This window comes from Nonomuraea solani (assembly GCF_900108335.1).
In the GTDB taxonomy this organism is placed as follows: Bacteria; Actinomycetota; Actinomycetes; order Streptosporangiales; family Streptosporangiaceae; genus Nonomuraea; species Nonomuraea solani.
The window spans coordinates 417,293-430,681 of the sequence record NZ_FNVT01000008.1; the positions used below are offsets into that span (position 1 = coordinate 417,293).

Genomic DNA, 13,389 nt, shown 5'->3' on the forward strand with positions numbered 1-13,389 from the left:
ACCACGCGGCGGGGCCAACAGTGCGCCCGTAGCGGTGGTGCGCCACTGAACGGTCAGAGGCCGTTTCCCTGGACAGAGGCGAGCCCGCGACGGCGGGTGGCAGGCCACGGCAGCGCGTAACGGATGATGATGTTTTAGGGCCAGGAGCTGTCCTGATCGGGGTCGCCGCCTTCGGAGAGGAGGCGGAGGTCGCTTTCGACCATCAGAGCGACCAGTTCGTCGAACGAGACGCGAGGTTCCCAGCCCAACTGCACCCGCGCCTTCTTCGGGTCCGCGCACAGCAGGTCCACCTCCGCCGGCCGGTGCAGCGCCTGGTCGGTCACGACGTACTGCTCCCAGTCCAGCCCCGCCGCCGTGAACGCCGCCTCCACCAGCTCCCTGACCGACTTCATCCGCCCGGTCCCGATCACATAGTCCTCGGGGTTGGCCGCCCGCAGCATCAGGTGCATGGCCTTGACGTAGTCGCCCGCGAACCCCCAGTCGCGGCGCGCCTCCAGGTTGCCCAGCCGCAGCTCCGTGGCCAGCCCCAGCTTGATCCTGGCCACCCCGAGCGACACCTTCCTGGTGACGAACTCGGCCCCGCGGCGCGGCGACTCGTGGTTGAACAGGATTCCGGACACCGCGAACATCCCGTACGACTCCCGGTAGTTCTGCGTGAGGAAGTGCCCATAAGCCTTGGCCACCCCGTACGGCGAGCGCGGATGGAACGCGGTGCGCTCGGTCTGCGGCGTCTCGCTCACCTGACCGAACATCTCGGAGGACGAAGCCTGATAAAAGCGGATTGACGCCGACCCTCCACCACCCCGCGACACGCCCGAGCACACGCGAATCGCCTCAAGCATCCGCAGCACGCCCATCCCGGTCACCTCGGCCGTGAGCTCCGCCTGCTCCCACGACATGGGCACGAACGAGATCGCCCCCAGGTTGTACACCTCGTCCGGCTGCACCCGCTCCACAGCCGAGATGAGCGACCCCTGGTCCAGCAGGTCCCCGCGCACCACCTGCACGTCCGCGAGCAGCTTCCGCATCCGGGACACGCGCGGGTTCGCCTGGCCGCGTGCCAGCCCCCAGACCTCGTACCCCTGGTCGAGCAGATGCTCCGCCAAATAGGAACCGTCCTGGCCGGTGATGCCGGTGATCAGAGCGCGCCTGGCCAAGGGGTCCTCCAACGATCGCTTACCCCATCCCTTTGAGACGGGAATGTACAGCTAAGCGCCTCGATAGGGCATCACGCCAGCTAGAACACGTTCCACCGAACCACGCTCGGTTGCAGCAACGTCGCAGTTGGCACGGCCTTTAGCGGTCGTTGTGAACAATTCCAGCCGACCTACCGAATGGTAGCCTTCTCGGACTAAGGTCATCTTTCACGGTACACGCCCGGCTCAGGGCCCTACCGGCGGAGAAAGGGGTGTCCGTGCAGGAGCCAACGCTGCGGGGGTCCGGAACGCTGCGGATCGCGCTGCTGTCCTACCGCAGCAAGCCCACCTGCGGAGGCCAGGGGGTCTATCTCCGCCACCTCAGCCGCGAGCTGGTCGCGCTCGGTCACCACGTCGAGGTGTTCTCCGGCCAGCCGTATCCCGAGCTGGACGAGGGCGTCATCCTGCGCGAGGTGCCCAGCCTCGACCTCTACCGCGACGAAGACCCGTTCAGAACGCCCAAGCTGCACGAATACCGCGACTGGATCGACTGGCTCGAAGTCGGCACGATGTGGACCGCCGGGTTCCCCGAGCCGCTGACGTTCACGCTGCGCGCCCACCGCGAGCTCAAGAAGCGCGTCGGCGACTTCGACGTCGTCCAGGACAACCAGACCCTCGGGTACGGCCTCCTCGGCATCCAGAAGATGTTCCCCGTCGTCGGCACCATCCACCACCCCATCAGCGTGGACCGCCGCATCGAGCTGGAGGCCGCCAAGGGCGGCAAGAAGCTGAGCATGCGCCGCTGGTACGGGTTCGTGAAGATGCAGTCCCGCGTCGCGCCCCGCCTGAGCCCCATCCTGACCGTCAGCGAGTCGTCGCTGGCCGACATCCACCGCGACTTCAACGTCCCCCAGGCCAACATGCGCCTGATCCCGCTCGGCGTGGACACCCGCTACTTCCACCCGCGCCCGGACAAGCCGAAGCGCCGGGGCTCGATCGTGGCCGTGGCCAGCGCCGACTCCCCCATGAAGGGCGTCGCGACGCTGCTGCGCGCCGTGGCGAAGCTGGCCACCGAACGCGACGTGCACCTCACCGTCGTCAGCAAGCCCACCCCCGGCGGCCCCACCGAGCAGCTCGTCCAGGAGCTGTCCCTGCAGGACCGCGTGCGTTTCGTGCACGGCATCTCCGACGACGAGCTGGGCGAGCTGATCGCCACCTCGGAGATCTCCGTCGTGCCCTCGCTCTATGAGGGCTTCTCGCTGCCCGCCGTCGAGCACATGGCCTGCGGCACGCCCCTGGTCGCCAGCCGTACGGGCGCGCTGCCCGAGGTCGTGGGCGACGCCGCCGTACAGGTGCCGCCGGGCGACGCCGAGGAGCTGGCCACGGTGCTGCGCCGCCTGCACGACTCCCCCGAGGAGCGCGAGCGCGTGGGCAAGGCCGGATACGACCGCGTCATGGAGCGCTACACCTGGCGTGTCGTGGCCAAGAAGACCGTCGAGGCGTACCACGAGGCCATCGAGAACCATAAAAGGAGAGGCTGACCAGTGCTGACCGTGGACTTCGCCCGCCTTCCCGTGGGCCCCGGCACTCGCGTGCTCGACCTGGGCTGCGGCGGCGGCAGGCACGCCTTCGAGGTGCTGCGCCGGGGCGGGAACGTGACCGCGTTCGACATGGACCAGGCGGAGCTGGACAGCGTGGCGGCCATGTTCGCGGCGATGGACAAGGCGGGCGAGGTGCCGCCGGACGCCACCGGCGAGACGGTCCAGGGCACGGCGCTGGACATGCCGTTCGAGGACGGCACCTTCGACCGGGTCATCGCGGCCGAGGTGCTGGAGCACATCCCCGACGACATGGCGGCCATGCGCGAGCTCTTCCGCGTGCTCAAGTCCGGTGGCACGGCGGCGATCACCGTGCCGAGCTTCCTGCCCGAGCGGATCTGCTGGGCCCTGGACGAGGACTACCACACCGCTCCCGGCGGCCACGTCCGCATCTACACGCTGGCCGAGCTGTCGGCCAAGCTGAAGTCCATCGGCTTCGAGATCGGCCCGCACCACCACGCTCACGGCCTGCACGCGCCCTACTGGTGGATCAAGTGCGCGGTGGGGGTCAACAACGACGACCATCCGCTCGCGAAGGCGTACCACGAGCTGCTGGTCTGGGACATCATGAAGCGCCCGGCCGCGACCCGGATCGCCGAGGCCCTGCTCAACCCGGTCATCGGCAAGAGCGTGGTCCTGTACGTCAAGAAGCCATGATCTCCCGCGAGGAGGTCGTACGAACGGCCGAGTCCATCGCGGCGATCCAGCAGGACGACGGCGGCGTGCCGTGGCCGGAGGGGCACGTCGACGCCTGGAACCACATCGAGTGCCTGATGGCGATGTCCGTCGCGGGCCTCGGTGAGCCGGTGCGCCGTGGTTACGCCTGGCTGGCCCGCCACCAGCGCGCCGACGGCTCCTGGCCGATGAAGCTGGTCGACGGTGTGCCCACCGAACTGGGCGGCGAGACCAACCACGCCGCCTACATCGCCGCCGGCATCTGGCACCACCACCTCGTCACCGGCGACCAGCGCTTCACCGAGGAGAGCTGGCCGATGGTCAAGGCCGCGCTCGACTACGTGGCGGGGCTGCAGACCGAGCGGGGCGAGATCGTGTGGGAGCGCGACGCGCTGGGCAGGCCCTCGGCGTACGCGCTGCTCACCGGCTGCTCCTCCATCCACCAGGGCCTGCGCTGCGGCGTGCTGCTGGCCGAGCACCTGGGCGACCCGCAGCCGCACTGGGAGCTGGCCGCCGACCGGCTGGCCCACGTGCTGACGTCGCACCCCGAGGCGTTCGCGGACAAGAGCCGCTACTCCATGGACTGGTACTACCCGGTGCTCGGCGGCGCGGTACGCGGCCGGCAGGCGTTCGAGCTGCTGGAACGCGAGTGGGCCACGTTCGTGGTGCCGGGGCTCGGCATCCGCTGCGTGTCCGACCAGCCGTGGGTGACGGGGGCCGAGACGTGCGAGCTGGTGCTGGCGCTGGACGCCCTGGGCGACCGGGAGCGGGCCGTCGCGCTGTTCGCCGACATGCAGCACCTACGGCACGAGGACGGCTCGTACTGGACCGGCTGGCAGTTCGCCAACCGCAAGCACTTCCCCCACGAGCGCTCCGGCTACACCGCCGCCGCCACGATTCTGGCGGCCGACGCGCTGTCCGGGTTCTCGGCGGGGGCGGGGCTGTTCAGGGATCTCGCGGGTACGTCCGTGTTCGACCCGGACGTGTGCGGGTGCGCCGCCGACACGGGGCTGCGCGCCTCGGCCGAAGGCCACTGATCCGGCGCACAAGGGCTTTTGCGGGTTCTTTGCCGGGAAATCCGGTGCGCCGCCGATGACCGGCGCATGGCGCTTACTAGCTTCTGAGTGACGTACGAGGCGTCTTCGGGGGAAGCGTGGGCGACACGGGAACAACTTCGTTCTTGGACCAGGTCAGGACTGAGCCGACACTGTCACCTGCGAGAGGGCTGCGGAGGTTCCTGGCCAAGGATCCGCTGGAGTCCGATCTGAGCCGGCGCAGGTTCCGGCTCAGGGGCGGAGCTACTCGGACGGTCTTCACGAATGCCGAAAAGTCGTATGTTTTCGGCTTCAACGCGGCTATGTCGCGTGAAGTGGAGAAGATCGAGGAGATTCCGGAAGCGCAGCGCCCCTTCGGCTACGAAGGCGCGGCCGCCGCCTGCACCGTACTCGATCTCCTCACTCTGACTCGGGGCCGGCGCCTTCACGAGCTACTTGCCGGCCCCGCCCAGCATCACCGCCACGCCGCCTACCTCGGCGCCGGGCGCGGGTACGCGCTGCTGCGGCTGCGCCCGGTCTGGGGCGCGCGGCGGGCGCACCCGCTGCTGCGGTGGCTGGCGGTGGACGGGTTCGGGTTCCAGTGGAGCCTGGCCAGGGCCGATCGCATGGTGGGCGAGCGCACGATGCCCGATCTGCTGACGCGGGCGCACTGCGCGGTGTTCGACCAGGGGCTGGGGCGGCTCCTCTGGTATCACGACTGCGCCTCGCCCGACGACGCCGCCGCCCGCATCTGTGGATATCCGGCGGGGCGGCGGGCGGACCTGTGGAGCGGGATCGGGTTCGCGGCGACGTACACGGGCGGGGCCGAGGCCGACGAGCTGTGGTGGCTGACCGAACACGCGGGGGCGGACGGGTTCAGGGCGCACCTGGCGCAGGGGTGCGCGTTCGCCGTGACCGCCCGGCTGCGGTCGGGCGAACTGCCCGACCACGTGGCGCAGGCCGTGCCGATCCTGGCGGGGGCCGAGCCCGAGGAGGCGGCCTCGTGGACGGACCAGGCGCTCATCGCGCTCGGGCACGAGGCGCACACGCACGAGGACTTCCAGAACTGGCAGTCACAGACCCGCCGCTCCTGGACCCGCCGCCACCGGCTCTAGATGCCTGGTCCCACGCGTTCCAGAACCCGCAGTGAGCCCTCCACGGCCACCTCGCCGAAGGCGCCCGACGCGACCGCCCGCTGATAGACGTGGTACGGCGCCTGCCCGCCCGTGGCCGGATCCGGATAGACGTCGTGGAAGACGAGCGCGCCGCCGGTCATGACGTGCGGCGCCCAGCCCTCGTAGTCGCGCGTCACCGGCTCCTCGGAGTGACCGCCGTCGATGAACAGCATGCCCAGCGGCCTGTTCCAGAGCCCGGCCACCCGCTCCGACCTCCCGACGATCGCGATCACCTCCTCTTCCAGCCCGGCGGCCGCGATCGTGGTGCGGAACGTCGGCAGCGAGTCCATCTTGCCGAACCGGGGGTCCACCAGCGTCGGATCGTGGTGCGCCCAGCCCGGCTGGATCTCCTCGGAGCCCCGGTGGTGGTCCACCGTGACGACCACGGATCCGGCCTGTCTGGCCGCGGCGCCGAGATAGATGGCGGACTTGCCGCAGTAGGTGCCGATCTCGCAGATCGGGCCGAGTTTGCCGTAGCGGCAGGCCGTCTCGTACAAGGCCAGACCCTCGGCGGGCGGCATGAATCCCTTGGCGTGCTTCGCTGCGTAGAGCAGCTCTGACGGCATCGTCATAGGCATGAACCCTAGCCGAACCGAATAACATTCCAGCGGACTCTTGCCGGGCCGTTCTGCAACCTGTTCTACTTGGCAGCGTGAATCAGCGCGCTCGCATCACGATGTCGGACGACGAGGTCACGGCGTTCCTGGAGGGCTCACGCAAGCTGCAGCTGGCCACCATCAACGCGGACGGAACGCCGCATCTGGTGACGATGTTCTACGGGCTGGACGAGGGACGCATCGCCTTCTGGACCTACGGCAAAGCGCAGAAGACCCGCAACCTGACCCGCGACCCTCGCGTGAGCTGCCTGATCGAGGCCGGCGAGGACTACAACGAGCTGCGGGGCGTCCTGGTGTACGGCAAAGTGCGGCAGGTGGACGACCGCGACCAGGTCATGGCCATCGGCCTGATGATCGCCCGCAGGATGACTCCCGGCGTACCGGACGAACTGCTCCGCCCCTATGTCGAGAAAACCGGTCTCAAGCGGGTTGCGTACGTCGTCGAGCGCACCAAAGTGGTCTCATGGGACCACAGGAGGCTCACATGAAGGTCAAGGTGGACGAGCTGGTCTGCGAGGCCAACGCCGTGTGCATGGGGCTCGCACCCGAGGTGTTCGAACTCGACGACGACGACCAGCTCCACATTCTGCTGCCCGAACCCCCGCCCGACCAGCAGGACCGCGTCCGCCACGCGGTCAGGTCCTGTCCCAAAGCAGCCCTTTCCCTCGAGGAATAGCCCCCAGGCACGAGGAGGAACCCCACATGCGCGCCGCGATCCTGCACGCTGTAGGCAACGACAAGCTCGACATCCGCGACGACGTCACCCTGGCTCCCGTCGGCCCGGCGGACGTGCGCGTGCGGATCAGGGCGACGGGCGTCTGCCACTCGGACCTGTCGGCCATGACGGGCGTGCTGCCGCAACCCGTGCCGCTCATCCTGGGCCACGAGGGCGCCGGCGAGGTCGTCGAGGTGGGCGAGCAGGTCGTCTCCGTCAAGCCGGGCGACCACGTCGTCATCAACTGGCGGCCGGCCTGCCAGGACTGCGAGCTGTGCGTGGGGGGCCAGCCGTACCTGTGCATGAAGTACGTCATCGAGGGCTTCACCAAGGGCAACTTCCGGCTCGGGGACGGATCGACGGTGTTCGGGATGGCCGGCTGCGGCACCTGGGCGGAAGAGATCATCGTGCCCTGGCAGGGCGCGATCAAGATCGACGAAGACGTGTCCTGGGAGGCCGCCGCCCTGATCGGCTGCGGCATCACGACCGGCGTGGGCGCCGCGATCAACACCGCCAAAGTACGCCCTGGCTCGACGGTCGTGGTGATCGGCTGCGGCGGCGTCGGCCTGTCGGTCATCCAGGGCGCGCGCGTCTCCGGCGCCAGGACCATCCTCGCGGTGGACCCGCTGGAGTCCAAGCACGAGCTGGCCAAGAAGGTCGGCGCGACCCACGCGGTGACGCCCGAGCAGACCCCCGACGCCCTCAACGAGCTCACCGGCGGCGCCGGCTTCGACTACGGCTTCGAGGTGGTCGGCAAGTCCGCCACGATCCAGAGCGCCTGGCAGCTCACCCGCCAGGGCGGCGACGTCATCGTGGTCGGGGCGGGCGCGATGGACGACATGGTGTCGATCTCCGCCTTCAGCCTGCTGTTCGAGGGCAAGAACCTGCTGTCCAGCCTGTACGGCGAAGCCGACGTCCGGCACGACTTCCCCTACTTCGCCAAGCTCCACAAGGCCGGCAAGCTGGACCTCGAATCGATGATCAGCTCCCGCATCCGCCTGGCCGACCTGAACGACGCCGTGGAGGCTTTGAAGGGCGGCGAGGTGCTCCGCCAGATCGTCCTCATGGACTGACCGCTCGGGCCGCTTTGTCGGCGGGCATGGCTAGGGTTCCCGCATGAACGCGTGGGCCCACCTGCTCCCCCTGATCGAGGCCGGCCACACGACCGGCGTCCACGACCTGGTCGCCGGGCTCGACGAGCCCGGCCGCCAGGCGGTCGCCGCCGAGCTGCCCGGCTACCTGCGCGGCCTGACGCCCTGGTGGACCCACCAAGACCGGTTCGCACCGCTGCTGGTCGCGGGCGCCGGCTGCATGAGCGGCCCGGCGGCGGTGACGGCGTGGCTGTTCAGACGCGACTTCACCCGGGCGCCGGCCCCGGACGAGGTGCTCGCCCTGCTGCGGCGACGCCCCAAGGAGTGGCGGCAGGACGCGGCCCGCCGCATCGCGGCCCGCGTCCGTCCGCCGGGCTTGGAGCACTGGGAGGTGGCCGCCGCACTCGTCCGCGAAAGCGGCATCGAACCACCCGGCGACGACGGCTTCAAGGTCGGCTGGCTACGCGCCCTCGGCCCACTGACGGCCGCCCGCGACCCCCTGTTCGAGATCGACGGCCTCGGCGAGGTCATCGAGTGGCAGGTCGGCACGATCATCAAGCTCGTCGAGAACGGCCTGCTCGACCGCACCACCGTGATCGACGGCGCCATCGGCCGGCTCCTGCGCGACGGCCCGGCCGGCCTGACCGCCCTGGCGACCCTGCACGACCGCCTGGACCCCGATCTCGACGAAACCGCCGCACACGCCAAGGACTACGTAAGCCTCATACCCTCCGCCCCCGGCGCGGTGGCCGCCCTGGCCCTGGCACGGTTACGGCTCCTGGACGGCGCCGGACGCCTGGACGACGCGTCGTTCGTCGAGGCCCTGGAGGCACTGTCGTTCCGGCGCGAGAAGAAGCTGCTGGGGGCGGCCATCTCCTGGGCCGGCGAGTCCGTACGCCCTGAACGGGTGGACGGCGTGTTACGCGCCATGTCCGCGCTCCTCACGCAGGACGCCCTCACCCTGCAGACCCGCGCCGTCCGCCTGGCCGTCAAGCTCGCCCCCCGAGCCGGCGAACCCGCCCGCGAGGCGATCAGGCAGAGCGCCACCGGCCTACCCGCCGAGCTCCGCGAACAGATCACGACCGCGTACGGCCACGTGCCCACCGACGAAACGACCACCGCCCCGGCCCTGACCGCGCCCCCGCCCCCGGAGATGCCCCCGCCCATCACCTCCCCGGCCGACCTCGCCCGCGACCTGTCCGCCCTCCTCCGAGGCCACGACGCCCACGGCTTCGAACGGGTGCTGGCCGGGCTGGCCGAATGGTCTCACCGCGAGCCGGAGACCCTGCGTGAAGCCCTACGCCCCGGCGTCAAGGTCTCCGATGCCCAATGGGCGCCGTACACAGCCCTCCAACGCGCCTTCGCGGCGTTCTTCTCGCCCGCGCGCAGCAGACAACGCCGCCGCCTGGTCGTCGACGACACGTTCGATCACCTCTACGAACATCGCGCGATCGAACTGGCCACCGCCTTCGAGGAAGGCACCACCTACCCCCTCCTGCTCGCCACGCCCACACGCGGCACCGGCCACGTCGATCCCACCGTGCTCCTCGACCGATTCGACCGCCTGGAGGCCGCCGGCCTGGAGGCGCTACCCGCCGACCTCACGCAGGCTCTGCTCCGGCTCCCCCGCGAGATCGACGACCAGACCCTGGCCCGGGCGGACAAGCTGACCTCAGAGGCGGGCAGGACCTGCGCCACCTGGATGCGCGACGGCGGGCTGCCCGACTTCCACGTCACCAACGAGCGGCGCCCCCGCAAGGGCGTCGGCGGCTTCCCGTGGCGCGACCTCGGCCTCGACGTCACCCTGCCGGAGCCGTTCCACACCCTGTTCACCAGCGAACCCGGCCGCCCCTTCCTTCTCTGGACATCGCTCGTCACACCGTCACACCGTGAGCTCCTGGCCTTCCACCTCGCCTGCCAACTGCCGTACGTCATGGAATCAAGCAGCACCGGCTACGAGTTGCTGCCCGAACTGGCACACGCCGACGGGCCGATCGGGCACGGCATGGCCTGGGCCCTCGCCTTCTGCATGAGCCACATCACCCCCGGCGGGAGGGCGGCCGCCACCGACACGCTGCTCATCCTCACCGCCCGCGACCAGGTCCCGATCGCGGAGCTGGCCGAGGCGCTGGCGACGCTGACGGAGGCCGGCTACGTCAAGCTCAACCGCGCCGCCTCGGTCCTCACCGAAGCCGCCCAGGCCGGCGCGCACGAGACGGTATGGGAGCTGATCACGTGGCTCCTGCCGGGCCTGCTGCCCGCCGACGGCGATCGCCCCCGCGCCGGCCTCGCCGACCTCCTGGCCACCGCCACCACCGCGGCGACGCTGACCCGGGCCAGAGCCGACCTCCCCGACGTGGCGGCGATCGCCGCCCGGGGCGGTTCGAGCAGACTCGTCCAGGAGTCCCGCCGCCTCCTGCGCCAGGTACGCCCAGAGGCGTAGTTCCCTCACATGTCGGTGCCGGCCACGCCGCTCAGGAAGTCGCGAGCAACAAGGCCGTGGTCGTTCCGGTGACCGCGGCCAGCACCACGGGCGCCACGGCGTGGGAGCGGTGGCGCCGGTGCGTGAAGTCGCGGGCGCGGAGGTGGAATCCCACTGCGCCGACCAGCAGCGACGTGAGACCGGCCGCGGCCGTGATGGCCAGCGGCCTGAGCCAGAGACCGGCCGCGAGCCCGAGCGCGCCGGCGATCTCCAGGGCGCCGATCGCCCGGGTCATCGTCGAACCAACGCCGAGCCTGAGCAGGTTGGCCGTCACGGGATCCCGAAGCAAGACCTTCTGGGCGCCGGCGAGCAGAAAGACGAGAGCGACCAGAGCGCTCAATGTGTTGGCGGCGAACGCCATGAGACGACCTTTCCCAGAAAGAGAACGAACATTCCTTTTCTAAGAGAGGAGCGGCGAAGTTGTCAAGTACGAATGTTCGTTCTACGTTGAGGTCCCATGGCACGCATGCCCAAGGAGCACCTCGAAGCCCGCCGCCGCCAGATCCTGGACGCCGCCCGGCGCCGCTTCATCCGCAACGGCTTCCACGCCACGTCCATGCAGGACGTGCTGACCGAGGCCGAACTGTCGGCCGGGGCCGTCTACCGCTACTTCAAGAGCAAGGACGACATCATCGCGGCGACCGCCGCCGAGGCTCTCGCCGAGCTCGCGTCGGCGTTCGAGGCGGACGAGGCGGACGACGGCGCGCGGCCGCCGGATCTGGACAACATCGTCGATCTCGTGCTGGCGGTCGATCGCCCGCCGCTGTCCGGCTCACTGGAGTCGGCCCAGTTCCTGGTCCAGGTCTGGGCGGAGGCGCTGCGATCGCCGTCGCTGCGCACGAAACTGAAGGAGGTCATGGCGGAGGCCCGCGGCGTGGTCGGTGGCCTCGTGGCGCGGCATCAGCAGCGCGGGCTGCTTCCCGCCGACGTCCCCGCCGAGCACGTGGCCGATGTCCTGATGGCCCTGGTCGACGGGTTCCTGGTGCGCCGCGCGGTATACGGCCACGCGGATTCGACGGCCTTCAGGAACGGCATGCGAGCCCTGATGTCGGCGCCCGCGCAAGCCACCCAATAGAGAACGAACATTCGCTCTTGACGGCCGCGGGCCACCTGTGCTCTTCTAAAGAGAACGATCATTCGTTCTAAATAGGAGAGCTTGTGACGACGAAAGCGGACATTCTCATCGTCGGCGCGGGGCCGACCGGCCTGGTGCTGGCCATCGACCTGGCACGGCGGGGAGTGATCCCCCGCATCATCGACGCCGGGCGCGCCGACCACCGGGAGAGCCGAGCGGTGTCGATCGTGGCGAGATCGCTGGAAATGCTGGACGATCTCGGACTGGCCCAAGCCGCCATCGAACGAGGCGTCGCCCTTCACACGCTGAACTTCTACCAAGGCACCACGGCCCTGGCCGAGATGGACGTGACGGCCGTTGACTCCCCGTTCCCGCTGGACCTGTGCATCCCGCAATGGCAGACGGTCGCGCTGCTGCGCGAGCGCGCCGAGGAACTCGGAGTAACCATCGAATGGGGCACCCGCCTGGTCGGGCAGCAGGCCGGCGAGCACAGCGTCAGCGTGGAACTCGGCCACGAGGACGGACACGGCGAACGGTGCGAGACCCGCTGGCTGATCGGCGCCGACGGCGCCCATAGCACCGTACGCGAGACGGCGGGAATCACCCGCAAGAGAACCGACCTCAAGCGAGGGTTCATCCTGGGCGACGTCGTCGCGGACTGGCCGCTCACGCGCGACCGCTTCCACGTCTATTTCGGCAAGTCCGGCCTCGTGGCCGTCTTCCCCATGGTCGGGGGCTACTGGCGTATCCTGGCCAGCACGCCGGACGACCGGCCGCCACGGACTCCAGGGCTGGACGACTTCGCCGCCTACGTCGCCGAACGCACCCCTCTGGACTCTCACGTACGCGATCTGCAGTGGAGTTCGTCGTTCGTGGCCCGTGAGAGCCTGGCCGACCGCCTTCGGCAAGGCCGGGTCCTCCTGGCCGGCGACGCCGCGCACAGTCACAGCCCGGTGGGCGGCCAGGGCATGAACACGGGCATGCAGGACGCCTACAACCTGGGCTGGAAACTCGCGCTCGTCGCCACCGGGCGTGCCGAGGAGTCCCTCCTGGACAGTTATGAGGCCGAACGATGGCCTGTGGTCAAATCCGTGGTCGAGGCGACCTCGGCCACCACGAAGGCCGCCACCGGCAGCACGCTGGTCGCCCGCAGAGTCAGACGGCACGCGCTGCGCCTGTTCGGCCGGCTCAATCCCGTACAGCAGCGGCTGTCGAACGCCTTCGGCGAGCACCTCGTCCATTACCGCGACAGTGACCTCGTCTTCGAACGCTGGCACGAATCACAAGCCAGGGCATGGAGCGACGTCGCCTGCGCCGGACCGGAGGCCGGCGAGCTGGTACGGGACGCCTACATGGAGACCCGTGAGGGACCGGTGGCGCTCCGGCACATCCTCCGGACACCGGGCCACCATCTCGTCCTGTTCGCGGCGGACACGACGGACTCGGCCACCCTGGCCGCCTGGCGGGCCTCCGCGCACGAGGCGATGGCCGGGCACGGCGAGGTCCATGTCATCACCCGCGGCCACCTGCCGCACGACCCTATGGACGGGGTCTTCGCCGACCTGCGCAGCGAGGCGCACAACCGCTACGGCGTGCGCCGCCCCAGCCTGTACCTGATCCGCCCGGACAAGTACGTCGGCTTTCGCGGAGACAGCGTCGACTTCACACCCGTGAACGACTACTTCCGCGCCTTGGGCGCCCGCCCGTGACATCCCTCTTCCGGGGCGGTTGAGAGCAGGCTCGTCTTAGACACCTCCCAGGGGCGTAGGCGCAGATGTCTTCCCTCACATG

The 13,389-nt window shown here is 69.8% G+C and carries 13 protein-coding genes; 10 read left to right on the forward strand and 3 right to left on the reverse strand.

Features of this window, described 5'->3' with window-relative positions:
• Window positions 1-134: 134 nt before the first annotated feature.
• A complete protein-coding gene (locus tag C4V41_RS29490) occupies window positions 135-1,157 on the reverse strand; it encodes a GDP-mannose 4,6-dehydratase (RefSeq protein ID WP_103959200.1) in 1,023 nt (340 codons plus the stop codon).
• A 257-nt stretch (window positions 1,158-1,414) separates the two neighbouring features.
• Here C4V41_RS29490 and C4V41_RS29495 point away from each other — a divergent pair, with 257 nt between their 5' ends.
• The 4 genes from C4V41_RS29495 to C4V41_RS29510 all read left to right on the forward strand — a co-directional run bounded on the left by C4V41_RS29495 (window position 1,415) and on the right by C4V41_RS29510 (window position 5,558).
• On the forward strand, window positions 1,415-2,677 hold the full coding sequence (locus C4V41_RS29495; protein WP_235030447.1) for a glycosyltransferase family 4 protein: 1,263 nt from the start codon (window positions 1,415-1,417) through the stop codon (window positions 2,675-2,677).
• 3 nt (window positions 2,678-2,680) lie between these two features.
• Window positions 2,681-3,391 (forward strand): class I SAM-dependent methyltransferase, encoded by a 711-nt coding sequence (locus tag C4V41_RS29500; protein WP_200824299.1) that lies wholly within the window; start codon window positions 2,681-2,683, stop codon window positions 3,389-3,391.
• Window positions 3,388-4,446, forward strand: a complete 1,059-nt coding sequence (locus C4V41_RS29505; protein WP_103959201.1) for a glycoside hydrolase family 15 protein — start codon at window positions 3,388-3,390, stop codon at window positions 4,444-4,446. Before C4V41_RS29500 ends, C4V41_RS29505 begins: the two co-directional genes overlap by 4 nt.
• 116 nt (window positions 4,447-4,562) lie before the next feature.
• Window positions 4,563-5,558: a DUF1702 family protein gene (locus tag C4V41_RS29510; RefSeq protein ID WP_235030448.1), complete on the forward strand. Its 996-nt coding sequence runs from the start codon at window positions 4,563-4,565 to the stop codon at window positions 5,556-5,558.
• Here the strand turns inward: C4V41_RS29510 and C4V41_RS29515 are convergent.
• Complete coding sequence (locus C4V41_RS29515; RefSeq protein ID WP_103959203.1) at window positions 5,555-6,196, reverse strand: class I SAM-dependent methyltransferase; 642 nt, start codon at window positions 6,194-6,196, stop codon at window positions 5,555-5,557. The two genes, C4V41_RS29510 and C4V41_RS29515, sit on opposite strands and share 4 nt — an antisense overlap.
• A 74-nt stretch (window positions 6,197-6,270) precedes the next feature.
• Here C4V41_RS29515 and C4V41_RS29520 point away from each other — a divergent pair, with 74 nt between their 5' ends.
• Genes C4V41_RS29520 through C4V41_RS29535 form a run of 4 tightly spaced genes read left to right on the forward strand, consistent with a single transcriptional unit; the run spans window position 6,271 to window position 10,484 of the window.
• On the forward strand, window positions 6,271-6,723 hold the full coding sequence (locus C4V41_RS29520; protein ID WP_200824300.1) for a pyridoxamine 5'-phosphate oxidase family protein: 453 nt from the start codon (window positions 6,271-6,273) through the stop codon (window positions 6,721-6,723).
• Window positions 6,720-6,911: a ferredoxin gene (locus C4V41_RS29525; RefSeq protein ID WP_103959205.1), complete on the forward strand. Its 192-nt coding sequence runs from the start codon at window positions 6,720-6,722 to the stop codon at window positions 6,909-6,911. Before C4V41_RS29520 ends, C4V41_RS29525 begins: the two co-directional genes overlap by 4 nt.
• A 26-nt stretch (window positions 6,912-6,937) precedes the next feature.
• The gene (locus C4V41_RS29530) at window positions 6,938-8,023 is read left to right on the forward strand and encodes a zinc-binding dehydrogenase (RefSeq protein WP_103959206.1); all 1,086 of its coding nucleotides are present in this window, start codon (window positions 6,938-6,940) and stop codon (window positions 8,021-8,023) included.
• Between the two features lie 43 nt (window positions 8,024-8,066).
• A complete protein-coding gene (locus C4V41_RS29535) occupies window positions 8,067-10,484 on the forward strand; it encodes a DUF7824 domain-containing protein (protein WP_103959207.1) in 2,418 nt (805 codons plus the stop codon).
• Window positions 10,485-10,515: 31 nt separating this feature from the next.
• Here C4V41_RS29535 and C4V41_RS29540 read toward each other — a convergent pair whose 3' ends face one another.
• Entirely contained in the window at window positions 10,516-10,884 is a 369-nt protein-coding gene (locus C4V41_RS29540) for a DoxX family protein (RefSeq protein WP_103959208.1), read from the reverse strand.
• 96 nt (window positions 10,885-10,980) lie between these two features.
• Here C4V41_RS29540 and C4V41_RS29545 point away from each other — a divergent pair, with 96 nt between their 5' ends.
• Both C4V41_RS29545 and C4V41_RS29550 read left to right on the forward strand, forming a co-directional pair.
• Window positions 10,981-11,598 (forward strand): TetR/AcrR family transcriptional regulator, encoded by a 618-nt coding sequence (locus C4V41_RS29545; protein WP_103959209.1) that lies wholly within the window; start codon window positions 10,981-10,983, stop codon window positions 11,596-11,598.
• Window positions 11,599-11,681: 83 nt separating this feature from the next.
• The gene (locus tag C4V41_RS29550) at window positions 11,682-13,307 is read left to right on the forward strand and encodes an FAD-dependent monooxygenase (RefSeq protein WP_146103820.1); all 1,626 of its coding nucleotides are present in this window, start codon (window positions 11,682-11,684) and stop codon (window positions 13,305-13,307) included.
• Window positions 13,308-13,389 lie beyond the last annotated feature (82 nt).